General features: G+C 55.4%; 25 protein-coding genes. 21 read left to right on the top strand and 4 right to left on the bottom strand.

Annotation, left to right across the window (positions count from 1 at the left end):
• The first annotated feature begins 22 nt into the window (after positions 1 to 22).
• From plsX to ptsG, 12 genes are all read left to right on the top strand, one after another.
• Positions 23 to 1,057 carry a phosphate acyltransferase PlsX gene (plsX, locus tag SK62_RS12580; protein WP_017693638.1) on the top strand — a complete coding sequence of 345 codons (1,035 nt, stop codon included), beginning with the start codon at positions 23 to 25 and terminating at the stop codon, positions 1,055 to 1,057.
• A gap of 6 nt (positions 1,058 to 1,063) precedes the next feature.
• Positions 1,064 to 2,017, top strand: coding sequence for a beta-ketoacyl-ACP synthase III (locus SK62_RS12575; protein WP_017384725.1), 954 nt, complete (start codon positions 1,064 to 1,066; stop codon positions 2,015 to 2,017).
• A gap of 15 nt (positions 2,018 to 2,032) precedes the next feature.
• Positions 2,033 to 2,962 carry an ACP S-malonyltransferase gene (gene fabD / locus SK62_RS12570; protein ID WP_047719358.1) on the top strand — a complete coding sequence of 310 codons (930 nt, stop codon included), beginning with the start codon at positions 2,033 to 2,035 and terminating at the stop codon, positions 2,960 to 2,962.
• Between the two features lie 12 nt (positions 2,963 to 2,974).
• On the top strand, positions 2,975 to 3,709 hold the full coding sequence (gene fabG, locus SK62_RS12565; RefSeq protein ID WP_003857956.1) for a 3-oxoacyl-ACP reductase FabG: 735 nt from the start codon (positions 2,975 to 2,977) through the stop codon (positions 3,707 to 3,709).
• Positions 3,710 to 3,863: 154 nt separating this feature from the next.
• Complete coding sequence (gene acpP, locus SK62_RS12560; protein WP_003857954.1) at positions 3,864 to 4,100, top strand: acyl carrier protein; 237 nt, start codon at positions 3,864 to 3,866, stop codon at positions 4,098 to 4,100.
• 91 nt (positions 4,101 to 4,191) lie between these two features.
• Positions 4,192 to 5,433 carry a beta-ketoacyl-ACP synthase II gene (fabF, locus tag SK62_RS12555; protein ID WP_032104090.1) on the top strand — a complete coding sequence of 414 codons (1,242 nt, stop codon included), beginning with the start codon at positions 4,192 to 4,194 and terminating at the stop codon, positions 5,431 to 5,433.
• Positions 5,434 to 5,554: 121 nt separating this feature from the next.
• Positions 5,555 to 6,364 carry an aminodeoxychorismate lyase gene (pabC, locus tag SK62_RS12550; RefSeq protein WP_015570822.1) on the top strand — a complete coding sequence of 270 codons (810 nt, stop codon included), beginning with the start codon at positions 5,555 to 5,557 and terminating at the stop codon, positions 6,362 to 6,364.
• A 2-nt stretch (positions 6,365 to 6,366) separates the two neighbouring features.
• On the top strand, positions 6,367 to 7,389 hold the full coding sequence (gene yceG / locus SK62_RS12545; RefSeq protein WP_017384722.1) for a cell division protein YceG: 1,023 nt from the start codon (positions 6,367 to 6,369) through the stop codon (positions 7,387 to 7,389).
• Positions 7,379 to 8,020 (top strand): dTMP kinase, encoded by a 642-nt coding sequence (gene tmk, locus SK62_RS12540; RefSeq protein ID WP_032670125.1) that lies wholly within the window; start codon positions 7,379 to 7,381, stop codon positions 8,018 to 8,020. The genes yceG and tmk overlap by 11 nt, the downstream gene beginning before the upstream one ends.
• Complete coding sequence (gene holB / locus SK62_RS12535) at positions 8,017 to 9,021, top strand: DNA polymerase III subunit delta' (RefSeq protein ID WP_017384721.1); 1,005 nt, start codon at positions 8,017 to 8,019, stop codon at positions 9,019 to 9,021. The genes tmk and holB overlap by 4 nt, the downstream gene beginning before the upstream one ends.
• A gap of 10 nt (positions 9,022 to 9,031) precedes the next feature.
• Complete coding sequence (locus SK62_RS12530) at positions 9,032 to 9,826, top strand: metal-dependent hydrolase (protein WP_023303429.1); 795 nt, start codon at positions 9,032 to 9,034, stop codon at positions 9,824 to 9,826.
• A 297-nt stretch (positions 9,827 to 10,123) separates the two neighbouring features.
• Positions 10,124 to 11,557, top strand: coding sequence for a PTS glucose transporter subunit IIBC (gene ptsG / locus SK62_RS12525; protein WP_003857942.1), 1,434 nt, complete (start codon positions 10,124 to 10,126; stop codon positions 11,555 to 11,557).
• Positions 11,558 to 11,698: 141 nt separating this feature from the next.
• Here the strand turns inward: ptsG and fhuE are convergent, their stop codons facing one another.
• Complete coding sequence (gene fhuE, locus SK62_RS12520) at positions 11,699 to 13,888, bottom strand: ferric-rhodotorulic acid/ferric-coprogen receptor FhuE (RefSeq protein ID WP_017384719.1); 2,190 nt, start codon at positions 13,886 to 13,888, stop codon at positions 11,699 to 11,701.
• A gap of 353 nt (positions 13,889 to 14,241) precedes the next feature.
• Between fhuE and hinT the strand changes: the two genes are divergently transcribed.
• The 8 genes from hinT to SK62_RS12480 all read left to right on the top strand — a co-directional run bounded on the left by hinT (position 14,242) and on the right by SK62_RS12480 (position 20,325).
• Positions 14,242 to 14,601 (top strand): purine nucleoside phosphoramidase, encoded by a 360-nt coding sequence (gene hinT, locus SK62_RS12515; RefSeq protein WP_006809243.1) that lies wholly within the window; start codon positions 14,242 to 14,244, stop codon positions 14,599 to 14,601.
• Between the two features lies 1 nt (position 14,602).
• Positions 14,603 to 14,977, top strand: coding sequence for a YcfL family putative periplasmic lipoprotein (locus SK62_RS12510; protein WP_003857939.1), 375 nt, complete (start codon positions 14,603 to 14,605; stop codon positions 14,975 to 14,977).
• A 13-nt stretch (positions 14,978 to 14,990) separates the two neighbouring features.
• A complete protein-coding gene (lpoB, locus tag SK62_RS12505; RefSeq protein WP_085939398.1) occupies positions 14,991 to 15,635 on the top strand; it encodes a penicillin-binding protein activator LpoB in 645 nt (214 codons plus the stop codon).
• A complete protein-coding gene (gene thiK, locus SK62_RS12500; protein WP_017384718.1) occupies positions 15,616 to 16,440 on the top strand; it encodes a thiamine kinase in 825 nt (274 codons plus the stop codon). The genes lpoB and thiK overlap by 20 nt, the downstream gene beginning before the upstream one ends.
• Positions 16,441 to 16,451: 11 nt before the next feature.
• Positions 16,452 to 17,477 (top strand): beta-N-acetylhexosaminidase, encoded by a 1,026-nt coding sequence (gene nagZ, locus SK62_RS12495; protein ID WP_003857934.1) that lies wholly within the window; start codon positions 16,452 to 16,454, stop codon positions 17,475 to 17,477.
• A 31-nt stretch (positions 17,478 to 17,508) separates the two neighbouring features.
• Entirely contained in the window at positions 17,509 to 18,051 is a 543-nt protein-coding gene (ycfP, locus tag SK62_RS12490; RefSeq protein WP_006809239.1) for an alpha/beta hydrolase YcfP, read from the top strand.
• Positions 18,052 to 18,287: 236 nt separating this feature from the next.
• A complete protein-coding gene (locus SK62_RS12485; RefSeq protein WP_017693633.1) occupies positions 18,288 to 19,592 on the top strand; it encodes an NAD(P)/FAD-dependent oxidoreductase in 1,305 nt (434 codons plus the stop codon).
• Between the two features lie 193 nt (positions 19,593 to 19,785).
• The gene (locus tag SK62_RS12480) at positions 19,786 to 20,325 is read left to right on the top strand and encodes a glycine zipper 2TM domain-containing protein (protein ID WP_017384715.1); all 540 of its coding nucleotides are present in this window, start codon (positions 19,786 to 19,788) and stop codon (positions 20,323 to 20,325) included.
• 60 nt (positions 20,326 to 20,385) lie between these two features.
• Here SK62_RS12480 and SK62_RS12475 read toward each other — a convergent pair whose 3' ends face one another.
• On the bottom strand, positions 20,386 to 21,021 hold the full coding sequence (locus SK62_RS12475; RefSeq protein WP_047719359.1) for a TetR/AcrR family transcriptional regulator: 636 nt from the start codon (positions 21,019 to 21,021) through the stop codon (positions 20,386 to 20,388).
• A gap of 245 nt (positions 21,022 to 21,266) precedes the next feature.
• Between SK62_RS12475 and bhsA the strand changes: the two genes are divergently transcribed.
• Positions 21,267 to 21,524, top strand: a complete 258-nt coding sequence (gene bhsA / locus SK62_RS12470) for a multiple stress resistance protein BhsA (RefSeq protein ID WP_006809234.1) — start codon at positions 21,267 to 21,269, stop codon at positions 21,522 to 21,524.
• A 77-nt stretch (positions 21,525 to 21,601) separates the two neighbouring features.
• Here bhsA and SK62_RS12465 read toward each other — a convergent pair whose 3' ends face one another.
• Both SK62_RS12465 and mfd read right to left on the bottom strand, forming a co-directional pair.
• Positions 21,602 to 22,567, bottom strand: coding sequence for a L,D-transpeptidase LdtC (locus SK62_RS12465; protein ID WP_047719360.1), 966 nt, complete (start codon positions 22,565 to 22,567; stop codon positions 21,602 to 21,604).
• Between the two features lie 145 nt (positions 22,568 to 22,712).
• Positions 22,713 to 26,159 (bottom strand): transcription-repair coupling factor, encoded by a 3,447-nt coding sequence (gene mfd / locus SK62_RS12460; protein ID WP_048249581.1) that lies wholly within the window; start codon positions 26,157 to 26,159, stop codon positions 22,713 to 22,715.
• Between the last annotated feature and the right edge of the window lie 504 nt (positions 26,160 to 26,663).

The following is a 26,663-nucleotide window of genomic DNA, read 5'->3' as shown; positions in this document are numbered from 1 at the left end:
CGAACCAGGCTGCGACGATACCTTGACACGTCTAACCCTGGCGTTAGATGTCATGGGGGGAGATTTTGGCCCTACCGTGACAGTGCCTGCAGCATTGCAGGCACTGAATTCTAATTCGCAACTCACACTTCTTTTAGTCGGTAATCCCGACACAATCACGCCATTACTTGCAAAAGCTGACTTTGAACAACGTTCGCGTCTGCAGATTATTCCTGCGCAGTCAGTTATTGCCAGTGATGCCCGGCCATCGCAGGCTATTCGTAATAGCCGCGGTAGCTCTATGCGAATGGCGCTGGAGCTGGTGAAAGAAGGGCGAGCGCAGGCTTGCGTCAGCGCGGGAAATACTGGCGCGCTGATGGGGCTGTCGAAATTATTGCTCAAGCCGATTGAGGGCATTGAGCGTCCGGCGCTGGTGACGGTGTTACCGCATCAGCAGAAGGGCAAAACGGTGGTGCTGGATCTGGGCGCTAACGTGGATTGTGATAGTACAATGCTGGCTCAGTTTGCCGTTATGGGGTCGGTGCTGGCTGAAGACGTGGTCGGGATTAACAATCCCCGCGTTGCTTTACTGAATATTGGTGAAGAAGAGACTAAAGGCCTGGACAGTATCCGCGACGCTGCGGAAATACTCAAACAGGTCCCCTCCATCAACTATATTGGTTATCTCGAAGCCAATGAGTTGCTGACGGGCAAAACGGATGTATTAGTGTGTGATGGCTTCACCGGAAACGTGACGTTGAAGACCATGGAAGGGGTCGTACGAATGTTCCTTTCTCTGCTGAAATCGCAGGGAGAAGGTAAAAAAAGGTCCTGGTGGCTGATTTTATTAAAGCGTTGGTTACAAAAAAGCCTGACGCGGCGATTCAGTCACCTCAACCCCGACCAGTATAATGGCGCCTGTCTGTTAGGATTGCGCGGCATCGTGATTAAGAGTCATGGCGCCGCCAATCAGCGAGCATTTACCGTCGCGATTGAACAGGCAGTGCAGGCGGTGCAGCGACAAGTCCCTCAGAGGATTGCCGCTCGCCTGGGATCTGTATTAGCTAAAAGTGACTGAGCGTACATGTATACGAAGATTTTAGGTACCGGCAGCTACCTGCCAAAACAAGTGCGTACCAACGCCGATCTTGAAAAAATGGTAGATACGTCTGACGAGTGGATTGTCACGCGCACAGGTATCCGTGAACGTCGTATCGCCGCGCCAGACGAAACTGTGTCCACCATGGGCTACGAAGCCGCTCAGCGAGCGCTTGAGATGGCTGGCATTGATAAAGAACAGATCGGGCTTATTGTGGTGGCGACAACCTCTGCCACGCATGCCTTCCCAAGCGCAGCGTGCCAGGTGCAGAACATGCTCGGCATCAAAGGCTGCCCGGCATTTGATGTTGCAGCAGCGTGCGCGGGTTTCACCTATGCGCTGAGCATCGCCGATCAGTATGTAAAATCGGGCGCCGTAAAATATGCGCTGGTGATCGGCGCTGATGTGCTGGCGCGTACCTGCGATCCAACCGATCGCGGCACGATCATTATTTTTGGCGATGGCGCGGGCGCGGTGCTGCTGGGGCAGTCCGAAGAGCCGGGCATCATCTCCACGCACCTGCATGCCGATGGCCGCTACGGCGAGCTGTTAACGCTGCCTAACGCCGATCGCGTTAATCCTGATAACTCCATTTATCTCACCATGGCAGGTAATGAAGTATTCAAGGTGGCGGTGACTGAGCTTGCGCATATTGTCGATGAGACGCTGGAAGCCAATAACCTTGAACGCACCGCACTCGACTGGCTGGTGCCGCATCAGGCGAACCTGCGTATCATCAGCGCGACGGCGAAGAAGCTGGGCATGTCTATGGATAACGTTGTGGTGACGCTTGATCGCCACGGCAACACCTCTGCGGCATCGGTACCGTGCGCATTTGACGAAGCGGTACGCGATGGACGAATTAAACGGGGCCAACTGGTCTTGCTTGAAGCCTTTGGTGGCGGGTTCACCTGGGGTTCCGCGCTGGTTCGTTTCTAGGATAAGGATTAAAAAATGACGCAATTTGCTTTTGTGTTCCCGGGACAGGGCTCGCAAACTGTTGGGATGTTGTCTGAAATGGCAGCAAACTATCCGGTTATTGAAGAGACTTTCCGTGAAGCCTCTGACGCGCTGGGTTATGATCTGTGGGCGCTGACCCAACAGGGCCCCGCTGAAGAGCTGAACAAAACCTGGCAGACTCAACCGGCACTGCTGGCAGCCTCCGTCGCATTGTGGCGCGTATGGCAGCAGCAGGGCGGCAAAGCGCCGACGCTGATGGCGGGTCATAGCCTGGGTGAATACTCTGCGCTGGTCTGCGCAGGGGTGATTGCCTTCGCTGACGCGGTACGCCTGGTTGAATTGCGTGGTAAATTCATGCAGGAAGCGGTGCCAGAGGGCACGGGCGGCATGTCTGCCATCATCGGTCTGGATGATGCGTCTATCGCTAAAGCCTGTGAAGAATCTGCTGAAGGTCAGGTCGTTTCTCCGGTAAACTTTAACTCGCCAGGCCAGGTGGTTATCGCGGGTCATAAAGAAGCGGTTGAGCGTGCAGGTGCTGCCTGTAAAGCTGCGGGCGCAAAACGTGCACTGCCCCTGCCGGTGAGCGTACCGTCTCACTGCGCGCTGATGAAGCACGCTGCCGATAAGCTGGCGGTTGAGCTGGAAAAAATGACCTTTAACGCACCGACGATTTCCGTTGTGAATAACGTCGATGTGCAGTGCGAAACCGCGCCGGAGGCTATCCGTAACGCGCTGGTTCGCCAGCTCTACAGCCCGGTTCAGTGGACTAAAACCGTTGAATTTATGGCGTCTCAGGGCGTTGAACATCTGTATGAAGTTGGTCCAGGTAAGGTACTTACCGGTCTGACAAAACGTATTGTAGACACCCTGACTGCCTCGGCGATTAACGAGCCGGAAGCCATGAAAGCGGCACTCTCGCAATAAAAGAGGAATACCATGAGTTTTGAAGGAAAAATTGCCCTGGTGACCGGCGCAAGCCGCGGTATTGGGCGCGCTATTGCTGAAACACTGGTTGCGCGCGGCGCGACGGTGATCGGGACTGCGACCAGTGAGAATGGCGCACAGGCCATCAGCGACTATCTGGGTGCGAACGGTAAAGGTCTGGTACTGAATGTGACTGAACCAGCATCTATCGAATCTGTTCTGGAAAATATTCGCGCAGAGTTTGGCGAAGTGGATATTCTGGTCAATAATGCCGGGATCACTCGCGACAACCTGCTGATGCGAATGAAAGACGACGAGTGGAACGATATTATCGAAACCAACCTGTCATCTGTATTCCGTCTGTCAAAAGCGGTAATGCGCGCTATGATGAAAAAGCGTCATGGTCGTATTATCACTGTAGGTTCTGTGGTTGGTACCATGGGAAATGCTGGTCAGGCTAACTACGCTGCGGCGAAAGCAGGTCTGATCGGTTTCAGTAAGTCGCTGGCGCGTGAAGTCGCGTCCCGCGGAATTACTGTAAACGTTGTTGCTCCGGGCTTTATTGAAACGGACATGACGCGTGCGCTGACTGATGAGCAGCGTGCGGGTACGCTGGCGGCAGTTCCGGCGGGTCGTCTTGGCGACCCTAAAGAAATCGCCAGCGCGGTTGCATTTTTAGCCTCTGACGAAGCGGGTTACATCACTGGTGAAACCCTCCACGTCAACGGCGGGATGTACATGGTTTAATCACGATCGAAAATATTTGCGTTATTTGGGCAAATGGCCTCAAAATAACGTAAAATCGTGGTAAGACCTGCCGGGATTTAGTTGCAAATTTTTCAACATTTTATACACTACGAAAACCATCGCGAAAGCGAGTTTTGATAGGAAATTTAAGAGTATGAGCACTATCGAAGAACGCGTTAAGAAAATTATCGGCGAACAGCTGGGCGTTAAGCAGGAAGAAGTTGTGAACTCCGCTTCCTTTGTTGAAGACCTGGGCGCAGATTCTCTTGACACCGTTGAGCTGGTAATGGCTCTGGAAGAAGAGTTTGATACTGAGATTCCGGACGAAGAAGCTGAGAAAATCACCACCGTTCAGGCTGCCATTGATTACATCAACGGTCACCAGGCGTAAGTGAACATCTCCAGGCGGTCATTCGACCGCCTGAGTTTTATCTTTTGTTGTCCCACGAATCTCTTTTTTTATCCCTCCCTGGAGGACAAGCGTGTCTAAGCGTCGTGTAGTTGTGACCGGACTTGGCATGTTGTCTCCTGTCGGCAATACCGTAGAGTCCACCTGGAAAGCTCTCCTTGCCGGTCAGAGCGGCATCAGCCTAATCGACCATTTCGATACTAGCGCCTATGCAACGAAATTTGCTGGCTTAGTAAAGGATTTTAACTGTGAAGAGATCATCTCGCGCAAAGAACAGCGCAAGATGGATGCCTTCATTCAATATGGAATTGTCGCTGGCGTTCAGGCCATGCAGGATTCTGGCCTTGAGATTACGGAAGAGAACGCGACCCGTATCGGCGCCGCTATCGGCTCCGGGATTGGCGGTCTTGGTCTGATTGAAGAAAACCATACATCTCTGATGAATGGCGGCCCGCGTAAAATCAGCCCGTTCTTCGTTCCGTCTACGATTGTCAACATGGTGGCAGGTCACCTGACCATTATGTTCGGCCTGCGTGGCCCAAGCATCTCAATCGCGACAGCCTGTACGTCTGGCGTGCATAACATCGGCCAGGCCGCGCGTATCATTGCGTACGGCGATGCAGATGCTATGGTTGCGGGCGGCGCTGAAAAAGCCAGTACCCCGCTGGGCGTCGGTGGCTTCGGTGCAGCGCGTGCGCTCTCTACCCGAAACGATAATCCGCAGGCGGCGAGCCGTCCGTGGGATAAAGACCGTGACGGTTTCGTGCTGGGTGACGGTGCAGGCATGATCGTACTGGAAGAGTACGAACACGCGAAAAAACGTGGCGCGAAAATTTATGCTGAAGTTGTTGGCTTTGGCATGAGCAGCGATGCTTATCACATGACGTCTCCTCCAGAGAACGGCGCAGGCGCTGCGCTGGCGATGGAAAACGCCATCCGCGATGCGGGCATTACGCCGGCACAGATTGGCTACGTTAACGCCCATGGGACGTCTACCCCTGCGGGCGATAAAGCAGAAGCGCAGGCTGTTAAGTCTATCTTCGGCGAATCTGCCGGCCGCGTAATGGTAAGCTCCACGAAATCCATGACCGGTCACCTGCTGGGTGCTGCGGGGGCGGTAGAGTCGATCTACTCAATTCTCGCGCTGCGCGATCAGGCTGTACCGCCAACCATCAACCTGGATAATCCGGATGAAGGTTGCGATCTGGACTTCGTTCCTCACGAAGCACGCCAGGTTAGCGGTATGGAGTATACCCTGTGTAACTCCTTCGGCTTCGGTGGGACTAACGGCTCTCTGATCTTCAAAAAGGTCTGAGTCTGGTTGGTCGCTGACGATAAAAAAAGGTCCGCTTGCCGGGCCTTTTTTATTAGGCGAAATCCCCTTGTCCGGCTGTCCACATCCTGCCAGACTGAGCCTCCACGCATAAGGAGCCACCATGTTTTTAATTAATGGCCTTGAGCAAGAAACGCTGCCGGCAAGCGACAGGGCGACCCAGTTTGGCGATGGCTGTTTCACGACTGCGCGTATTCTCGACGGTGGCGTGTGTCTGCTCGGGGCCCATATCCTTCGTTTACAAAAAGCCTGCGAAGCACTACTGATCCCTTTCTCGCAGTGGGACATTCTTGAAAGTGAAATGCGTCGGCTGGCGTCAGATAAAGCAAGCGGCGTCCTGAAAGTCATTATCAGCCGCGGGAGCGGTGGCCGGGGCTATAGCGGTTCTGCCTGTCTGCATCCTACGCGGGTCCTTTCCGTTTCAGATTATCCTTCCCATTATGCGCACTGGCGTGAAGAGGGCGTAGCCCTGGCGTTAAGTCCGGTACGTCTGGGGCGAAACCCGATGCTCGCTGGCATAAAACATCTCAACCGCCTTGAACAGGTGCTTATTCGTACTCATCTTGAGCAGACGGAGGCCGGGGAGGCGCTGGTTCTTGACAGCGAAGGGTACATTACGGAATGCTGTGCGGCTAATTTACTCTGGCGGAAGGGCTGTGATGTGTTCACGCCTTCGCTGGAGCAGGCCGGCGTCAACGGCATTATGCGGCAGTTTTGTATGCACCAGCTGGCACGTGCAGGCTTTCGCGTTGTCGAAGTCAACGCTAAGGAAGAGGCGCTGCTGTCTGCCGATGAAGTTGTTATCTGCAATGCGCTGATGCCCGTTGTCCCCGTTCGCGCTTATGGCCGCAAATGCTGGTCATCCCGCGAGCTGTTCCAGTTTCTGGCCCCGTTATGTGAGCAAACCAGGTAGTCATGAAGAAAATGTTACGCTTTGTCCTCCTTCTTATCGTTGCGTTCGGTATCGCTGGCGGAGCGGGAGTGTGGAAAGTCCGTCAGCTGGCGGAGAGTCAGATCCTGATTAAAGACGAGACGATTTTTACCCTGAAAGCGGGTACCGGGCGGCAGGCGCTTGGTCAGCAGCTGTATGACGACAAAATTATCAATCGCCCACGCGTATTCCAGTGGCTGCTGCGTATTGAACCGGACCTGTCCCATTTCAAGGCCGGCACCTATCGCTTTACCCCTGGCATGACCGTGCGCGAGATGCTGCAACTGCTGGAGAGTGGTAAAGAAGCCCAGTTCCCGCTGCGTTTTGTGGAAGGTATGCGTCTGAGCGATTACCTCAGGCAGCTGCGGGACGCGCCATACATTAAGCATACGCTGAAAGATGACCGCTACCAGACCGTGGCAGACGCCTTAAAATTCGAACATCCCGAGTGGGTGGAAGGCTGGTTCTGGCCCGATACGTGGATGTATACGGCAGGCACGACGGATGTGGCCATTCTGAAGCGCGCGCACAACAAAATGGTCGCGGCGGTAGACGCTGCCTGGAAAGGGCGAGCAGAGGGCCTGCCTTATAAAGATCAAAACCAGTTCATGACGATGGCCTCGATCATCGAGAAAGAGACGGCCGTTGCTGCCGAACGTGACCAGGTTGCCTCGGTGTTTATTAACCGTCTGCGCATCGGCATGCGTTTGCAAACCGATCCTACCGTCATCTACGGCATGGGCGAAAACTACAACGGCAGGATTTCCAGAAAAGATCTGGAGACGCCAACGGCGTATAATACCTACGTGATTAGCGGCCTGCCGCCTGGACCGATCGCGACGCCGAGTGAAGCATCGTTGAAGGCCGCCGCGCACCCGGCCAAAACGCCGTATCTCTATTTTGTGGCTGACGGAAAAGGGGGGCATACGTTTAATACCAACCTGGCCAGCCACAATCGCTCCGTTCAGGACTATCTGAAGGCACTTAAGGAAAAAAATGCGCAGTAAATACATTGTCATTGAGGGACTCGAAGGGGCGGGCAAAACCACCGCCCGTAACGTGGTGGTGGATACGCTTACGTCGCTTGGCGTTGTCGACATGGTCTTTACCCGCGAGCCGGGCGGTACGCAGCTGGCGGAAAAACTGCGCAGCCTGGTTCTGGATATCAAATCCGTTGGCGATGAAGTTATTACCGACAAAGCGGAAGTGCTGATGTTCTATGCTGCGCGCGTTCAGCTGGTGGAGACGGTGATCAAACCCGCTCTGGCAGAAGGGAAATGGGTGATTGGCGATCGCCACGATCTCTCAACCCAGGCGTATCAGGGCGGGGGCCGGGGTATCGATCAGGCCATGCTGGCTACGCTTCGCGACGCGGTTCTGGGCGATTTCCGTCCTGACCTGACGCTGTATCTGGACGTAACTCCTGAGGTGGGCCTGAAGCGCGCCCGTGCCCGCGGCGAACTGGACCGCATTGAACAGGAGTCTTTTGATTTCTTTAACCGCACCCGTGCGCGTTATCTGGAACTGGCCGGGCAGGACAAGACCATTCGTACCATCGATGCGACGCAATCCCTTGAAGACGTTACGCGTGATATTCAGCAGACCGTTACGCAGTGGCTACAGGAGCAGCAGGCATGAAATGGTATCCATGGTTGCGCCCACACTTTGAACAGCTGATCGGCAGCTATCAGGTTGGTCGGGGGCATCATGCGTTACTGATCCAGGCGCTGCCGGGAATGGGTGATGATGCGTTGATTTACGCCATCACCCGCTTTCTGATGTGCCAACAGCCGGAAGGACATAAAAGCTGCGGTAAATGCCGGGGTTGCCAGCTCATGCAGGCGGGCACGCATCCTGACTATTACACCCTCGAACCCGAGAAGGGCAAAAATACGCTCGGTATCGACGCGGTGCGTGAGGTCAGTGAGAAACTGTACGAATATGCGCGTCTGGGGGGGGCGAAAGTGGTGTGGCTGAATGACGCCGCGCTACTCACGGAAGCCGCAGCCAACGCCCTGTTAAAAACCCTGGAAGAGCCGCCAGAGAATACCTGGTTTTTCCTCTCCTGCCGCGAGCCGGAACGCTTGCTGGCGACGCTGCGCAGTCGCTGCCTTCTTCACCACCTCGCTGTCCCTCAGGAATCCTGGGCGCTCGCCTGGCTTGAGCGAGAAGTGACGGTGTCACAAGATGCGGCGCGCTCGGCGTTGCGCCTGTGCAGCGGTGCGCCTGCGGCTGCGCTGGCCTTATTGCAGCCGGAGGTGTGGTCCCAGCGTGAAACGCTATGTCGTGCGGTTGAATCAGCCCTCGACAGCCATGACTGGCTGAGCGTGCTGCCAGCGCTGAACAGCGATCAGGCACCGGAACGGCTGCACTGGCTGGCCGCGCTGCTGCTGGATGCGCTCAAAATCCAGCAGGGGGCGACGCTTCTGACTAACCCTGACGTGTGGGCGCTGGTCACCACGCTGGCGAATCGCCTGTCAGGGCAGTCGCTGCACGCTATCCTTCATGATATCTGCCAGAGTCGTGAACAACTTTTGACGGTAACCGGTCTCAATCGCGAGCTTTTACTGACCGACCAGTTACTGCGTATCGAACACTACCTGCAACCAGGCGTCATACCGCCGGTTTCCCACCTCTGAGAGAGACGTTATGTTTTTAGTCGACTCACACTGCCATCTCGATGGCCTGGATTATCAGTCCCTGCATAAAAATGTGGACGACGTGCTGGCGAAAGCCGCCGCGCGCGATGTGAAATTTTGCCTGGCCGTGGCGACCACGTTGCCGGGTTACCGCGCCATGCGTGAACTGGTAGGCGAGCGCGATAATGTCGTCTTCTCCTGCGGCGTGCATCCGCTGAATCAGGATGAAGCGTACGACGTTGAGGATTTACGCCGTCTTGCCGCAGAAGAGGGCGTAGTGGCGATGGGCGAGACCGGTCTCGACTATTTCTACACCCCGGAAACGAAACCTCGCCAGCAGGAATCCTTCCGCAACCACATCCGTATTGGCCGTGAACTGAATAAGCCGGTTATCGTTCATACCCGCGATGCGCGCGCCGACACGCTGGCGATCCTGCGGGAAGAAAAGGTGACGGATTGCGGTGGCGTACTACACTGTTTCACTGAAGACAGAGAAACGGCGGGTAAGCTGCTTGATTTAGGCTTTTATATCTCGTTCTCGGGGATTGTAACGTTCCGGAATGCTGAGCAACTGCGTGATGCGGCGCGATATGTTCCGCTGGATCGTATTCTGGTGGAAACCGATTCCCCGTACCTGGCACCGGTGCCTCATCGCGGCAAAGAAAATCAGCCAGCGATGACCCGGGATGTCGCTGAGTATATGGCCGTTCTGAAAGGTGTCAGTATTGAAGAGCTGGCTCGCGTGACAACGGAAAACTTCGCCAGTCTGTTCCATATCGACCCCGCCCGCCTGCAATCTGTCTGATACGCCTGTTATTTTTAGGCTCGTAATTAATAAGTAAAACGAGTAAAGTTCACCGCCTCATTTGGGGCGGTGATGGCGTTTTTAGACACATCCAGACATGCTTTATGTAAATATCTGCAAGTTTTTTGGCCGTCTTGAACTGAAACGTGATAGCCGTCAAACAAACTCAGAGGGAATTATTTTACTCTGTGTAATAAATAAAGGGCGCTTAGATGTCCTGTCCACGGCGCGGTACTCCCCCCGGGCCAATGCGTGAAAACGTAAAAAAAGCACAAATACTCAGGAGCACTCTCAATTATGTTTAAGAATGCATTTGCTAACCTGCAAAAGGTCGGTAAATCGCTGATGCTGCCAGTATCCGTACTGCCTATCGCAGGTATCCTGCTGGGTGTCGGTTCTGCAAACTTCAGCTGGCTGCCAGCCGTAGTTTCCCACGTGATGGCCGAAGCAGGCGGTTCTGTTTTTGCTAACATGCCGCTGATCTTCGCTATCGGTGTTGCTCTGGGCTTCACCAATAACGACGGTGTATCCGCGCTGGCGTCCGTTGTTGCTTACGGCATCATGGTGAAAACCATGGCTGTGGTTGCGCCGCTGGTACTGCATTTACCTGCTGAAGAGATTGCCGCTAAGCATCTGGCGGACACCGGTGTTCTCGGTGGTATCATCTCCGGTGCGATTGCAGCGTATATGTTTAACCGCTTCTATCGCATCAAGCTGCCTGAGTATCTGGGCTTCTTCGCGGGTAAACGTTTTGTGCCGATCATTTCTGGTCTGGCCGCGATTTTCACCGGTGTGGTTCTGTCTTTCATCTGGCCACCAATCGGTACGGCAATCCAGACCTTCTCTCAGTGGGCGGCTTACCAGAACCCGGTTGTGGCGTTCGGTATCTACGGCTTCATTGAGCGCTGCCTGGTACCATTTGGTCTGCACCACATCTGGAACGTTCCATTCCAGATGCAGATTGGTGAATACACCAACGCAGCAGGCCAGGTGTTCCACGGCGACATCCCACGCTACATGGCGGGTGACCCAACGGCAGGTAAACTGTCTGGTGGCTTCCTGTTCAAAATGTACGGTCTGCCGGCCGCCGCAATTGCGATCTGGCACTCTGCTAAACCAGAGAACCGTGCAAAAGTGGGCGGTATCATGATCTCCGCAGCGCTGACCTCGTTCCTGACCGGTATCACCGAGCCGATCGAGTTCTCCTTCATGTTCGTTGCGCCGATCCTGTACATCATCCACGCGGTACTGGCAGGTCTGGCATTCCCAATCTGTATCCTGCTGGGTATGCGTGACGGTACGTCCTTCTCTCACGGTCTGATCGACTTCATCGTTCTGTCCGGTAACAGCAGCAAGCTGTGGCTGTTCCCAATTGTGGGTGCGGGCTACGCAGTGGTGTACTACACCGTCTTCCGTGTGCTGATCAAAGCACTGGACCTGAAAACGCCGGGTCGTGAAGATGCAACGGAAGACAGCAAAGCCGGTGCGACCAGCGAAATGGCGCCTGCTCTGGTAGCTGCCTTCGGTGGTAAAGAGAACATCACTAACCTGGACGCGTGTATCACTCGTCTGCGTGTGAGCGTTGCCGACGTTGCGAAAGTAGACCAGCCGGGTCTGAAAAAACTGGGCGCAGCGGGCGTCGTTGTTGCAGGTTCTGGTGTTCAGGCAATCTTCGGTACGAAATCCGATAACCTGAAAACCGAAATGGATGAGTACATCCGCAACAACTAAGCTGTGACCTGGGGAGACTAAGGCAGCCGAATGGCTGCCTTTTTTATTACTGCGGTTTGTGGTGCCGGGTGGAGGCTGCGTCTTACCCGGCCTACGTGATGGGTAGGCCCGGTAAGCGCAGCGCCACCGGGCTTCTGTCACTCAGAAATCGTAGCTCGCGCTCACCGAGACGTTCAGCGGCGCGCCATACACTACATAAGAGCCGACGTAATCGTAATACTCTTTGTCGAACAGGTTGTTGACGTTAGCCTGCACCGCAAAATCTTTGGTGACCTGATAACGGCTGAACAGGTTCACCAGCCCATAGCTGCCTTGCTCCGCGCGGGAACGTCCTGCCGGGCCGCCTTCCACGTCCGTCCACACTTTGTTCTGCCAGTTTACGCCACCGCCCACGGTCAGTTCCGGCAGCATTGGCAACTGATAGCGGGTGAAGAGCTTCATGGTTGTGCGCGGCTGATCGGCGCTGACGGCGTTGCCATTCTTATCTTCTGCGATGTAACGCGTCGCGCCGAAGGTCAGCTGCCAGTTATCGGTCAGGGCACCATTGAGCTCGAACTCGACCCCTTTGCTGACCACCCCGTCCAGCGATTCATAGATCGACTCACCGCTCGGCATGTAGGTATAGGTGTTGCTGGCGACGTTATCCTGCTCAATGCGGAAAATCGCCAGCGAGGTGGTGAGGCGGGTATTAAACCAGTCCGCCTTCACCCCGGCTTCGTAGCTTTTACCCGTGGTAGGGTCAAGATAACGTCCGCTGGCATCGCGCTTATCCTGCGGCTGGAAGATAGAGGTATAGCTGACGTAGGTCGACCAGTCCTCATTGATGTCATACACCAGGCCGGCGTACGGCGTGACATCATCTTTGGTGCTTTCCAGACGGGTATTCGGCGATCCTGCCGGGTTATAACGAATGTTATATTGGGTGTAGCGCGCGCCCAGGATCAGGTGCAGCGGATCGGCCAGCGAGAAACGAGCCGACGAATAGGCTGAAGACTGGCGAATATCATCCTTGCTGTAGAGTTTCCACGGCGTCCACTGGGGATCGGCGATGTTCCCGTTCCAGTTCTTAAAGTTGCCGACATCAACCATGCCGTATACCGCATCCGGCATGGAGTTGTCGTAATGGTTACGCTGACGGCTGAAGCTGCCGCCGAACATCATTTCGTGCTGACGGCCAAAGAGATCGAAGCCGCCGCGCAGGAAGGCGTCAACCGCATCCTGTTTACGTTCCCCACGGTTCCAGCCGCCGTAACCCACCAGGCCCGCACCGGTCTCTTTATCCGGATAGCCGGACATATACATCAGTTTGGAGTCGAAGTTGGTTTCAGCGTGCATGCCGTTGATGTGCGCTTCCCAGCCATTATCGAAACGCTGAGTCAGGTTAGCGAAGATGCGGGTGCTGTCTTTATCTGAATAAGCCCAGTCAGGTGCGACGGTCTGGCTACGATTGTAGTGGGTCTTACTTCCGTCACTGTACCAGGTCGGCAGCCCGCCCCAGGTCGGGTCGGCGGTATGGCTTTCCTGATATTCATACCCTACCGAGAGGGTGGTGCTGTCGGTGACATCCGCGTCCATCACGCCGTAGAGGAATTTCTTCCGGTAGTGGTAGTTATCCACGAAGCTGTCGTTGTCCTGATAACCCGTAATCAGACGGCCCCGTACCTTACCTGACTCTACCAGCGGCGCCTGGAGATCCAGCACGTAGCGCTGCTTGTCCCAGCTGCCGTAACTGGCGGAGACGTTACCTTTAAATTCCGGGCTGTCCGCGTGCTTACGCACCATATTAACGTACGCCGCCGGGTTGCCCGTGCCGGACATCAGGCCGGTGGCGCCGCGAACCACTTCGATGCGGTCATAAATCGCGGTATCCGCGGCGGTATCACCAAAGTTCCACACTTCACTGATGGAGGTTGGCAGGTCGTCATAGGCGTAGTTGCTGACGAAAAAGCCGCGTGAGTAAAACACGGTACGGTCGCTGTCCTGCACCTGGGCCGTAATGCCCGTGGTATTCGTCAGCACCTGTCCGATGGATTGCAGATTCTGGTCAGCCATACGTTGCTGGCTGATAACGCTGACGGACTGTGGGATGTCGCGGGGAACCAGCAACAGTTTGGTGCCGGTGGTGGTGGTTTTTACGCTGTAATCCTGATCCTGGCTGGCAGAAAGATCCTGTGTGTTGTCAAAACCCCCGTCTACGACGACGGTATCTTCGGTGGTTGAAGCAGCGAAAGCGGCGGTTGGCGTCAATGCCATAGCAATGCAGGCGGCCAGCAACGAAGGTGTTGCGGCAGGCTGATGTTGCCCATCCCTGGTGTGATTAATGAAAGACATCATCAAACCCTTAGTGAATGGTGAAGGTAATTCGCGACAGTCCCGCTAGCACGGGCTGACGTCGTTTTCTATGTTAAAAATGCGCATGAAAATGCAAATGCGAAATATACGCATTGTGATTAACGCTGTAAACAGATGTTTCGGGATGAACTGAAATAAGGTTTCAGAAAAGAAATGTCCTAAAGCGATGCCTCTTCAGCCAGATGGCGGACAATCAGGAAAGAAATCACGGGAGAAGGTTGAAAGGACAGGAGAAAGTCGCTCATACTCTTGTCTTGTGTCACGCAGTAAATCAGACAATGTGTGTTAACAACGGACGCACGACGCCAGATTAAACTTAAAAGGAAAAGGTCATGGCTGAAGAAACGATTTTCAGTAAAATTATCCGCCGCGAAATTCCGTCGGATATTGTCTATCAGGATGAACTGGTCACGGCTTTCCGCGACATTTCTCCCCAGGCGCCGACGCACATCCTTATTATTCCCAATATTCTGATCCCGACCGTCAATGATGTTAAAACCGAGCATGAAGTGGCGCTGGGCCGTATGCTTACGGTAGCCGCGAAAATCGCAGAGCAGGAAGGGATTGCTGAGGACGGATACCGTCTGATCATGAACTGTAATCGCCATGGCGGCCAGGAAGTCTATCATATTCATATGCATCTGCTGGGTGGACGTCCACTGGGACCGATGCTGGCACATAAAGGTCTTTAATATGTTAACTGGGCGTATTGCAGCGCTGATCGTGACGCTGGTAATGGTTGGGTGCAGCGCGCGTCCCGCCATCCCGGTCAGTGAAGAACAGACGCTGGTGATGGAGTCCTCAGTGCTTGCTGCGGGCATCACGGCGGAGAAACCTTCGCTGACCATAAGCGAAATCCAGTCTTCAGCCTCCTCTACGCTCTATAACGAAAGGCAAGAGCCAGTGACGGTGCATTATCGCTTCTACTGGTATGACGTGAGAGGTCTTGAGATGCACCCGCTTGAGGCGCCGCGCAGCGTGACCATCCCGGCAAGATCGTCAGTCACGCTCTACGGCAGCGCCAGCTATCTGGGTGCACATAAGGTGAGACTTTATCTTTATTTGTAAGGAGTGAACCTTGATTAAAACAATGAGCCGTTATGCGCTCCTGAGTGCTTTTGCACTCTTTCTGGCGGGTTGTGTGACGCGAACGGAAGAACCAGCACCGGTAGATCAGGCGAAGCCGGGAACGGAACAGCCAACAACGCCAGCGCAGCCTGTTCCAACCGTGCCGTCTGTACCGACCATTCCGGCGCAGCCTGGCCCGATCGAACATCCGGACGACACCGCACAGCCTGCGCCGCGAGTACGCCACTATGACTGGAACGGCGCGATGCAGCCGATGGTGGGCAAAATGTTGCAGGCACAGGGCGTTACGCCCGGCAGCGTGCTGCTGGTGGACAGCGTGAACAACCGTACAAACGGTTCCCTGAATGCGGGAGAAGCGACGGAAACCCTGCGCAACGCGCTGGCAAACAACGGTAAATTTACGCTGGTCTCAGCTCAGCAGCTCGCAGTCGCCAAGCAGCAGCTTGGTCTGTCGCCTCAGGACAGCCTGGGTTCGCGCAGTAAAGCGATGGGTATTGCCCGCAACGTTGGCGCGCAGTATGTCCTTTATTCTAACGCGACAGGCAACGTGAACACGCCGTCGTTGCAGATGCAGTTAATGCTGGTTCAGACCGGCGAAATTATCTGGTCAGGTAAAGGTGCCGTTACGCAACAATAAGCGCACGCGTCATGACGTCCTGACGCGTTATTTCCCTCAGTACCGTGTTATCGCGCCGCAAGCCCCCGCCGGGCTTGGCGGCGCGAGTTGCATTATTGAGCGTGGCGACCATCGGCTGGTTTTACGTCAGCATCACGATGCCGCCGCGCCTGCCTCCCATTTTCGTCGCCAGTTCCGCGCCCTGAAGCGCCTGCCCGCCGACCTTGCGCCACAACCTCATCTCTTTATCAGAGACTGGATGGCGGTGGCGTTTATTGCGGGTGAGATCAAAAGCGAGCTTCCCGATACGCCTGCGCTTGCAGCCATGCTGTATCATCTGCATCGCCAGCCGCGTCTGGGCTGGCGGGTAACGTTACTTCCTTTGCTGGATCACTACTGGCAGCAGGCTGCGCCTGGACGACGCACGCCCTACTGGCTGGCGCAGCTTAAGCGGCTACGCAGAGCGGGAGAGCCGCAGGCGTTACGTCTGGCGCCGCTGCATATGGATGTCCACGCGGGTAATATCGTTCATACCACGGCAGGCGAGAAACTTATCGACTGGGAATATGCCGGAGACGGTGACGTGGCGCTCGAACTCGCTGCGGTCTGGATGCCTGATGAGGCGTCACGCGAGCAGCTGATAACCGCCTATGCCCGAAACGCCAACATCAATGCGCTCACCCTTGCGCGGCAGGTCGCGCGCTGGCGTCCGTGGGTGTTGATGCTGATGGCGGGATGGTTTGAAATGCGCCTTCAGCAGACAGATGACAAACAATTTATTGCGCTGGCAAATGATGCCTGGCGTCAGTTACAAACGAAAGGATAAGAGAGGTAGGTGTGGGTCCAGTAATGTTGGATGTCGAAGGGTTTGAGCTGGATGCGGAAGAGCGCGAAATTCTGGCGCATCCGCTGGTAGGGGGGCTGATTCTTTTCACCCGCAATTATCATGATCCGGAGCAGTTGCGTGAGCTGGTTCGCCAGATCCGTGCGGCGTCGCGCAATCACCTGGTGGTGGCCGTAGACCAGGAAGGTGGGCGTGTGCAGCGTTTCCGCGAAGGGTTTACCCGTTTACCCGCCGCGCAATCTTTTGCTGCGCTGCTGGGGATCGAAGAGGGCGGTCAACTGGCGCAGGACGCCGGCTGGCTGATGGCCAGCGAGATGATCGCCATGGATATCGACATCAGCTTCGCCCCGGTGCTGGACGTAGGACACATTAGCGCGGCAATTGGTGAGCGTTCGTATCATGACGATCCGCGTATTGCGCTGGCAATGGCGACGCGCTTTATTGACGGTATGCATGCTGCGGGCATGAAAACCACCGGCAAACATTTCCCGGGCCACGGGGCGGTGACGGCGGATTCCCATAAAGAAACCCCGCGCGATCCGCGCCCGGAAGCAGACATTCGCGCTAAAGACATGTCGGTTTTCCGCTCGCTGATCGCTGATAACAAGCTGGATGCCATCATGCCTGCGCACGTCATCTACAGTGAGGTCGATCCGCGTCCGGCCAGCGGCTCTCCACACTGGCTGAAAACCGTACTGCGTCAGGAATTAGGCTTCAATGGCGTAATTTTCTCTGACGATTTATCCATGGAAGGGGCGGCGATCATGGGAAGCTATGCTGAACGTGGGCAGGCTTCGCTGGATGCGGGTTGCGATATGATCCTCGTCTGCAATAATCGTAAAGGGGCGGTGAGCGTGCTGGATAACCTGTCGCCGATCAATGCTGAACGTGTTACACAATTGTATCATAAAGGTTCATTTAGTCGTCAGGAGCTGATGGACTCGGCGCGATGGAAAACGGTAAACGCGCGGCTTGAAGCCCTGAACGAGCGCTGGCAGGCACATAAAGCAGCCCTTTAATTCATCCCGGAAGGCGTAGCGTGGTGAGACGATGATCATCTATTTACACGGTTTTGACTCAAACAGTCCTGGTAATCATGAGAAAGTGCTGCAATTGCAGTTTATCGATCCGGATGTCCGGCTGATCAGTTACAGCACGCGTCATCCGAAGCATGACATGCAGCATCTGCTTAAAGAAGTGGATAAAATGTTGCAGCTCAATATCGACGATCGCCCGCTGATCTGCGGCGTGGGGTTAGGAGGATACTGGGCAGAGCGCATCGGTTTTTTGTGCGATATCCGTCAGGTCATTTTTAATCCTAACCTCTTTCCGAACGAAAACATGGAAGGCAAAATCGATCGCCCGGAGGAGTACGCCGACATCGCAACTAAATGCGTGAGCAATTTCCGTGAAAAGAACCGCGATCGGTGTCTGGTGATCCTCTCCCGCAACGATGAAGCGCTGAACAGCTCCCGCGCCGCCGAGCTTCTGCACCATTACTACGAAATTGTCTGGGACGAAGAGCAGACCCACAAGTTCAAAAACATTTCCCCGCACTTGCAGCGTATTAAAGCCTTTAAAACGCTGGGCTGATCTCCCTGAACCTGATAAAGGCCCGGTACGTGAAAGCGTACCGGGCCTCTTTTTTGTCAGAGTTGTCTACTTTTAAACCATCAAAACTTGATACATATCAATTTTGGTATGACCAATGCGCCTGACGTGCTATTCTCAATGAATCTGAATGGTTTCAGCGCAGTAACCTGTTGTTAATTAAGGGTTATTTATATAACTTTTAATTAACAATTGGTTAATAATTTGAGGGGGTCACGTTGACTACGCCATTGAAAAAGATAGTGATTGTCGGCGGTGGTGCTGGCGGACTGGAGCTGGCGACACAGCTGGGTAAGAAGCTGGGTCGCGGTAAGAAAGCCAAAATCACGCTGGTGGATCGTAACCACAGTCATCTGTGGAAGCCGTTACTGCACGAAGTGGCGACCGGGTCGCTGGATGAGGGCGTGGATGCGCTGAGCTATCTGGCGCATGCGCGTAACCACCATTTCCAGTTCCAGCTGGGTTCGGTGGTGGATATCAATCGTGAAAACAAAACCATCACGCTGGCTGAGCTGCGTGATGATAAAGGCGAGTTGCTGGTTCCTGAGCGCAAGCTGGCCTATGACACGCTGGTGATGGCCCTGGGCAGTACCTCCAATGATTTCAACACCCCAGGCGTAAAAGAGCACTGCATCTTCCTGGATAACCCGCATCAGGCGCGTCGTTTCCATCAGGAGATGCTTAACCTGTTCCTGAAGTACACCAATAACATGGGTGCTAACGGCAAGGTCAACATTGCTATCGTGGGCGGCGGCGCAACGGGCGTTGAATTATCGGCGGAGTTGCACAATGCGGTCAAACAGCTGCACAGCTACGGCTACAAAGGGCTGACTAACGAAGCGCTGAATGTGACGCTGGTGGAAGCAGGTGAACGTATTCTGCCTGCGCTGCCGCCGCGTATTTCCGGCGCGGCGCACAACGAGCTGACCAAACTGGGCGTGCGCGTGCTGACCCAGACCATGGTGACCAGCGCGGATGAGGGCGGCCTGCATACCAAAGACGGCGAATATATCCAGGCCGACCTGATGGTTTGGGCTGCGGGGATCAAAGCGCCTGATTTCATGAAAGATATCGGTGGGCTGGAGACGAACCGCATTAACCAGCTGGTGACAGAGCCGACGCTGCAAACCACGCGCGATCCGGACATCTTCGCCATTGGCGACTGTGCCTCCTGCGCACGTCCGGAAGGCGGATTTGTACCGCCTCGCGCCCAGGCCGCGCACCAGATGGCAAGCCTCGTGCTGCATAACATCCTGGCGCAGATGAAAGGCAAACCGATGAAAGCCTATGTCTACAAAGACCACGGCTCTCTGGTGTCGCTCTCAAACTTCTCCACCGTGGGCAGCCTGATGGGTAACCTGATGCGCGGCTCCATGATGGTGGAAGGGCGCATCGCCCGCTTCGTGTACATTTCTCTGTACCGTATGCACCAGATTGCGCTGCACGGCTACTTCAAAACCGGCCTGATGATGCTGGTTGGCCGCATCAACCGCGTGATCCGTCCACGCCTGAAGCTGCACTAATTTCTCTCTCCCTCCGGGCCCTCCGGAGGGAATTCTTAGCACATCATGCTGTGCATTTCCCTCCTGACGCTTAAGAGTTCTCTTAAACCCACGTTGTCCCGGTCAACAGCCCTGATTTTGATCCTTTATCTTATTGGCGAAGCGTTTATTGCGCTGCAAAATTGCTACCAATTGCAACAAAGGAGGAAGTCCCGTGAATAAATCAATGTTGGCGGGTATAGGGATTGGCGTCGCAGCTGCGTTAGGTGTGGCTGCCGTTGCCAGTCTGAACGTACTTGATCGTGGCCCGCAGTATGCGCAGGTGGTTTCCGCTACACCGATCAAAGAGACGGTCAAGACGCCTCGTCAGGAGTGCCGTAATGTTTCTGTCACCCACCGTCGTCCGGTTCAGGATGAAAACCGTATCGCTGGCTCCGTGCTGGGCGCGGTTGCTGGTGGGGTGATTGGTCATCAGTTTGGTGGCGGCCGTGGTAAGGATGTCGCGACGGTGGTTGGTGCGCTGGGTGGCGGTTATGCCGGTAACCAGGTACAGGGCGCGATGCAGGAAAATGATACCTACACCACAACGCAGCAGCGCTGTAAAACCGTGTATGACAAGTCTGAAAAAATGTTGGGCTACGACGTAACCTACAAAATTGGCGATCAGCAGGGCAAAATCCGCATGGATAAAGATCCTGGCACGCAGATCCCTCTCGACAGCAACGGTCAGCTGATACTGAATAACAAAGTGTAAAAAAGATGTTCTCTGAACTTAGCTCCTCATGCGCTCAGGCTGAGGAGCTTTTTTTTTGCGTCAAAGTTTAAGAAGTTCAGGCCACAGGCGCAGCGTTGTTTGCGTAATCCCCTGCAATTTTTCCAGCGTCGCGCCTTCACGGGCGCTGATGGACATCCCCTGTAAAATACAGCTCAGATACTGGGAAAGCTCCTGCGGAGGGCAATGCGCCGGTATTTCGCCGCGCTGCTGACGCTGAGCCAGAAACGTGCTGAGCGTCTCCTCCTGCATCGCATGTCGCGATTTGACCGTGTTGGCAATCTCTTTAGACGATGCCGCGAGGGTCGCGGAGGTGTTGATCATAAAACAGCCCGCAGGCGTGTCCTTGCTGGTATAGCAGGTCGCGATTGCCGTGAAATAATCCTGCAATGCCTGCTCAACCGTTTTTTCTTCGCAGAACAGCTGGGCTTCATGTTTTGCCGCGAAGCGCGCGATGTATCTGTCCAGAACGGCCCGGAATAAGCCTTCTTTGTTGGTGAACTCTGCGTACAGGGTAGGGGCTTTCGCGCCCGTTGCTTCCACGAGATCGGAAAGCGACGTGGCTTCATACCCATGCTGCCAGAAGAGCGTCATGGCCTTATCGAGCGCCGCATCCCTGTCGAACACTTTTGGTCGGCCACGGCTTTTCTTCGCGCAACGCGTGACATCGGTTGTCATGTGCCGTTGGTCCTCTGTTGTTTTGTTGAATAGTCATTATAAAAATAAACGTCTGCAACGACCAGCGGTGATTTCTGAAAAATAATTTAATTTTATCTTTATGAAATATAAGGCAAATGAAATTAATTTAACGACCATTATAAAAATGGGTTGACGTGTGACCTGGATCACATCTATCATTTACCTATCGATCGTTAACTAAATAACTAACGACCACTACATCATCTGCCTAAAGGTATAAAATCATGAAAAACGTTAAAACCCTCATCGCTGCCGCCGTTCTGAGCTCACTCTCTTTCGCAAGCTTCGCTGCTGTTGAAGTGCAATCCACGCCAGCAGACCAGCAGAAAGTCGGTACCATCTCTGCCACTGCCGGGACTAATCTGGGCTCTCTGGAAGATCAGCTGGCACAAAAAGCTGACGAAATGGGTGCGAAATCATTCCGCATCACCTCTGTGACCGGTCCTAACACCCTGCACGGTACCGCTGTTATCTACAAATAAGCGTAACGCAACCCTCCGTTATGCCACTGCAATAAAAAACGCCCTGCTGATGCAGGGCGTTTGTCGTTATTACTGCTTTACATTGATTGCTGAGCAACCTCATGATGCCGCGTGACATCGGTTGGCATCCCCGAGCGCGCTTCCATCGCCCGCTCCATCACCGCGCCATCGGTATTGGCATTCGTTTTAAAGCTCACCATCGAGGCATTCAGATTAATCGGCAGCGTCTGCGGATCGTCATTGATGTTTTTCGATAGCGGCTGGTGGATCTCAACCAGACGGACGCCACCCGGCTCTTCAGACACTTTAACCGGCGTATTAATGATATTCACTTTCGTGCCAGGGGCGATCACGCGGTAGAGCGTTTTGATATCGTCATCGCGCAGGCGAATGCAGCCGGAGCTGACGCGCATCCCGATCCCGAAATCCGCATTCGTTCCGTGCAGAAGATAAACCCCACCGTATGCCGCCAGGCGAATCGCATGGTGCCCCATCGGATTATCCGGGCCAGCAGGCACCACGGCAGGCAGGTCGATACCTTGAGCTTTATAACGGGCGCGAATGTTTGCCGTCGGGGTCCAGGTTGGATTAGCGCGCTTATCAGAGACGGTGGTGACCATGGTAGGCGTGAGCGTATCGCCCCCCAACTGACCAATACCGATAGGGTAGACGGTCACTTCGTTCTTGCCCGGCGGGTAGTAATACAGACGCAGCTCGGCGAGGTTAATCACAATGCCCTGACGCGGCGCGTCCGGCAGGATGGTTTGCAGCGGAATCGTCAGTACGCTGCCTGCCCGGGGCACGTATGGATCTACGCCCGGGTTGGCCTGCAACAGCGCCAGGAACCCGACGTTATATTTTTTGGCAATCGCTTCCAGCGAACCGCCATCGTTTTCAACCACGTGAAAGCGGTTTTCACCTACGACATTGCTGCCGGCAGGCGGAAGAGGCCAGGTATTGGCGCGAGCATGGAGCGCGACGGCAACCGTCGCGGCCAGCGCAAACAGAGTTAACCAGCGGGTAAAACGCGAAGAAATCATCATTATCATAATCCATACAAATGATAAGGTTATTGTTTTATAAGGCGTTAATGATAATTATGGCGAATGTATAGTCGGGAAGTTCGGGCGAAGTGCAAAGAGTTTGTAAATTGTCCCCCCGCCAGCCGGGCGCTGGCGGGGGATACCGTTATGCGATGGCGTTCTCTTCCAGCTGACGCATAAAGTTACGCACCCAGTCCATGCGGGTTTTACGTTCCGTCAGATCCTGAGTAAATTTCAGACGCGTCGGGCCATCAAGACGGAAATGCTGCGGCTGTTTTTGCAGGAGGCCAATCAGCCACATCGGATCGACGTGGTTCTTCTCGGCAAACTCAATGACGCCGCCTTTCTCATTGCCTTCAAGCTTGCGAATGCCCAGTTTCTGCGCCTGCTGACGCAGGCGGGCAATATCCAGCAGGTTGCGCGCCGCATCGGGCAATATCCCAAAACGGTCAATCAGTTCGACTTTGATCTCTTCCAGCTCGCCTTCGCTTTTCGCGCTGGCAATGCGTTTGTAGAACGACAGACGGGTATTCACGTCAGGAATAAAATCATCCGGCAGCAGAGAAGGCATGCGCAGTTCCACTTCGGTCTGCTGGCTGGTGAGATCTTCCAGAGACGGTTCACGTCCTGCTTTAAGCGCGTCGACGGCATTTTCCAGCAGCTCCATATACAGCGAGAAACCGATGGTTTCCATGGAGCCGCTCTGGTCTTCACCCAGCAGCTCACCGGCGCCGCGGATCTCCAGGTCGTGGGTCGCCAGCGCAAAGCCAGCACCCAGATCTTCCAGCGAGGCGATAGCTTCCAGACGCTTTTGCGCGTCGGTGGTCATCGCCTTCGGATGCGGCGTCAGCAGCCAGGCGTAGGCCTGATGGTGCGAGCGCCCGACGCGCCCGCGCAGCTGGTGCAGCTGGGCCAGGCCGAAGTGATCCGCACGTTCGATGATGATGGTGTTCGCCGTCGGAATGTCGATCCCGGTCTCAATGATGGTGGTACACACCAGCACGTTGAAACGCTGATGGTGGAAATCGTTCATCACCCGCTCCAGCTCGCGCTCGCGCATCTGGCCGTGACCAATGGCGATGCGCGCTTCCGGTACCAGTTCTGCCAGCCTGTCGGCGGCTTTCTGAATATTTTCAACGTCGTTATACAGGTAATACACCTGGCCGCCGCGCAGCACTTCGCGCAGGATCGCCTCGCGCACCACCAGATTGTCGTACTCGCGAACAAAGGTTTTCACCGCCAGACGGCGCGCCGGTGGGGTGGCGATTATCGACAGATCGCGCATGCCGCTCATCGCCATGTTCAGGGTGCGCGGGATCGGCGTTGCGGTCAGGGTCAGAATGTCGACGTCGGCGCGCATCGCTTTGATGCGCTCTTTATGGCGCACCCCGAAGCGGTGCTCTTCATCCACGATCAGCAGCCCCAGATCTTTCCACTTCACGTCGCTTTGCAGCAGCTTGTGAGTGCCGATCAGAATATCAATTTTGCCTTCGCTTGCCTGTTCCAGGATTTGCGTCTGCTCTTTGGCGCTGCGAAAACGCGACAGCATCTCAATGCGCACCGGCCAGTTGGCGAAGCGGTCGCGGAAGTTGTCGAAGTGCTGCTGGGCGAGGAGGGTAGTCGGCACCAGCACCGCCACCTGCTTGTTGTTTTCCACCGCCAGGAAGGCGGCACGCATCGCCACTTCGGTTTTGCCGAAGCCCACGTCACCGCAGACCAAGCGGTCCATGGCCAGCGGCTGGCACATGTCGCTCAGCACGGCGTTAATGGCCTGGGCCTGATCCGGCGTAGTTTCAAACGGGAAGCTGTCGCAGAACAGCTGATACTGCTCTTTATCATGCTTAAACGCATAGCCCTCTTTGGCCGCATGCTGGGCGTAAATATCCAGCAGCTCGGCGGCCACGTCGCGCACTTTTTCCGCCGCCTTCTGGCGCGCGCGCGCCCAGGCATCGCCGCCCAGCTTATGCAGCGGCGCGTTGTCTTCCGCGCCCCCGGCGTAGCGACTGATCAGGTGCAGGGACGACACCGGCACGTACAGTTTGGCGTCGTTGGCGTAGGTCAGCATCAGGTATTCACCTTTGATGCCGCCTGCTTCGAGGGTGGTCATCCCCTGATAGCGACCCACCCCGTGTTCAAGGTGAACGATCGGCTGACCGGGGTGCAGTTCGGCCAGGTTACGGATCAGGGTGTCCGGGTTGATGGTGCGACGGCTGTCCTGACGACGGCGCGCGACGCGCTCGCCCAGCAGGTCGCTTTCACAAATCAACGCCAGGTTATTGAGCGTATCAATGAATCCGTGCTCGGCGGCGCCGATCATCAGGTAACGGCCATTTCCGGTCGCTTCGCTCAGGCGAAGAATGCGCATCGGCGCAACTTTGATCCGTCCCAGCAGTTCGCCCAGCGCTTCACGGCGACCCTCACTTTCAACGGAGAAGACCACCGGCCCGGTGAAGGACTCAAGAAACTTGCGCAGATTATCAAGGGGGGATTTCTGCTGCGCCTGGACGGCCAGATCAGGCAGCGTCCGGAACGCGAGATTGGTGTTCGCCGCCTTCTCGGCAAGCGCGTCGGTTTTGAGCTGCATGCGCGGCCAGCGTTTCAGCTCGGCGTTGAGCTCGTCGGTACGTAGCCACAGCATTTCCGGCGGCAGCAGCGGACGCATCGGGTCAACGCCCCGGTTTTCAAAGCGGGCGCGCGTTTCGCTTTCAAAGCGGCTGGCACTGGCGTCGATATCCCCGGTGTTAACAATCAGCGTATTCGCCGGGAAGTAGCTGAACAGCGCCGGCAGCGGTTCGTTAAAGAACAGGGGCTGCCAGTACTCGATCCCGGCCGGAAGGGTGCCCTTGCTGACTTGCTGGTAGATATGTTCGGCATCGCGCTTCACGTCGAACCTGTCGCGCCACTGGCTGCGGAACAGCTCGATGGCGGTTTTATCCGTCGGGAACTCATGGGCGGGCAGTAGGTTAATGGAGTCCACTTCCTCCAGCGTGCGCTGGGTGTCAGCGTCGAACACGCGCAGGCTGTCGATCTCATCATCAAAGAAATCCAGACGATATGGCCGATCGCTGCCCATCGGATAGAGATCCAGCAGCGCACCGCGCGTCGCATATTCGCCGTGCTCCATCACCTGGTCGACATGTCGATAGCCGGCTCCGTCCAGCTGCACGCGCAGGGCATCGCGCGACAGGCGTTGGCCTTTTTTCATCACCAGCGCATGGCCGTGCAAATAGCTGTGCGGACAGACGCGCTGCATCAGGGTGTTCACCGGTACAATCAGCACGCCGCGCTGCATGGTGGGAAGCTGATACAGCGTCGACAGGCGCGAAGAGATGATCTCCTGGTGCGGAGAAAAACTGTCGTAGGGAAGCGTTTCCCAGTCGGCCAGGCTGAACACCAGGCTATCGGTGAACTGACGAATTTCGTCGTGCAGGCGCAGAGCGTTTTGCATGTCCGGGGCAACCAGCACCACCGGCCCAGGATGCCGCTCAGCAATTTCCGCCACCAGGGTGGCGCAGGCCGCGCCCGTGAGTTCGCCCAGCTGGCGCTGGTCGCCCGCTTTGACAGGCAAGGAGTAACGATAGTGTTCAGGCATGGCTATGTCAGAGTCTCTTGGGGATATACCAACAGTATTGGGGCATATCACTGATACGCAATGTCTTTATTATCCTCGATCGTTTTACATAAGCAAATCGTAACCGCACAAGAGGGAAAGTGCCCCCGGATGGGTAGAGGGTTCCTCAGTAATTTGAAAGCAGAAGCAATAACGTTGTCTTCAGACTAACTGAGGGCTTTCAGCGATGCCCTGGTCCGGCTGTAAATCGCTGAGGCGTTTCCTGAAGGCCGGGGCGAGGCGCAGGGATGCGTCGAGAGGGCGTGGCCTGCATGGATGCAGGCTCATGCCCGACCCGATAGCCGGAAGGAATAAGCCGAGGGTATCGCGAAGCGACGATTTACCGCCGGGAGCCCGGGTTGCCAGGGTGGTGGCGACTGAGCCACCCTGGCACGTTCACCGCTCGTGCGGTTATAGAATAGCAAGGAACATAAGGTGAACGGAACGAGCACCACAGCTGTATGTTCACCCTCACCCCAGCCCTCT

Origin of the sequence: Enterobacter sp. BIDMC109 (assembly GCF_001037885.1) — a bacterium.
GTDB classification, from domain to species: domain Bacteria; phylum Pseudomonadota; class Gammaproteobacteria; order Enterobacterales; family Enterobacteriaceae; genus Enterobacter; species Enterobacter hormaechei_C.
Note: the sequence above shows the minus strand (reverse complement) of the source record. Positions and strands in the feature narration are given on the sequence as shown.

Excerpts from the sequence above, each read along its gene's own strand:
- SK62_RS12530 (WP_023303429.1), top strand. The coding sequence starts at position 9,032 with ATGTTTTTAGTCGACTCACACTGCCATCTCGATGGCCTGGATTATCAG.
- pabC (WP_015570822.1), top strand. The coding sequence starts at position 5,555 with ATGTTTTTAATTAATGGCCTTGAGCAAGAAACGCTGCCGGCAAGCGAC.
- mfd (WP_048249581.1), bottom strand. The coding sequence starts at position 26,159 with ATGCCTGAACACTATCGTTACTCCTTGCCTGTCAAAGCGGGCGACCAG.
- bhsA (WP_006809234.1), top strand. The coding sequence starts at position 21,267 with ATGAAAAACGTTAAAACCCTCATCGCTGCCGCCGTTCTGAGCTCACTC.
- ycfP (WP_006809239.1), top strand. The coding sequence starts at position 17,509 with ATGATCATCTATTTACACGGTTTTGACTCAAACAGTCCTGGTAATCAT.
- fabG (WP_003857956.1), top strand. The coding sequence starts at position 2,975 with ATGAGTTTTGAAGGAAAAATTGCCCTGGTGACCGGCGCAAGCCGCGGT.
- ptsG (WP_003857942.1), top strand. The coding sequence starts at position 10,124 with ATGTTTAAGAATGCATTTGCTAACCTGCAAAAGGTCGGTAAATCGCTG.
- SK62_RS12575 (WP_017384725.1), top strand. The coding sequence starts at position 1,064 with ATGTATACGAAGATTTTAGGTACCGGCAGCTACCTGCCAAAACAAGTG.
- holB (WP_017384721.1), top strand. The coding sequence starts at position 8,017 with ATGAAATGGTATCCATGGTTGCGCCCACACTTTGAACAGCTGATCGGC.
- acpP (WP_003857954.1), top strand. The coding sequence starts at position 3,864 with ATGAGCACTATCGAAGAACGCGTTAAGAAAATTATCGGCGAACAGCTG.
- fhuE (WP_017384719.1), bottom strand. The coding sequence starts at position 13,888 with ATGTCTTTCATTAATCACACCAGGGATGGGCAACATCAGCCTGCCGCA.
- SK62_RS12510 (WP_003857939.1), top strand. The coding sequence starts at position 14,603 with ATGTTAACTGGGCGTATTGCAGCGCTGATCGTGACGCTGGTAATGGTT.
- tmk (WP_032670125.1), top strand. The coding sequence starts at position 7,379 with ATGCGCAGTAAATACATTGTCATTGAGGGACTCGAAGGGGCGGGCAAA.
- SK62_RS12475 (WP_047719359.1), bottom strand. The coding sequence starts at position 21,021 with ATGACAACCGATGTCACGCGTTGCGCGAAGAAAAGCCGTGGCCGACCA.
- yceG (WP_017384722.1), top strand. The coding sequence starts at position 6,367 with ATGAAGAAAATGTTACGCTTTGTCCTCCTTCTTATCGTTGCGTTCGGT.
- hinT (WP_006809243.1), top strand. The coding sequence starts at position 14,242 with ATGGCTGAAGAAACGATTTTCAGTAAAATTATCCGCCGCGAAATTCCG.
- SK62_RS12465 (WP_047719360.1), bottom strand. The coding sequence starts at position 22,567 with ATGATGATTTCTTCGCGTTTTACCCGCTGGTTAACTCTGTTTGCGCTG.
- fabD (WP_047719358.1), top strand. The coding sequence starts at position 2,033 with ATGACGCAATTTGCTTTTGTGTTCCCGGGACAGGGCTCGCAAACTGTT.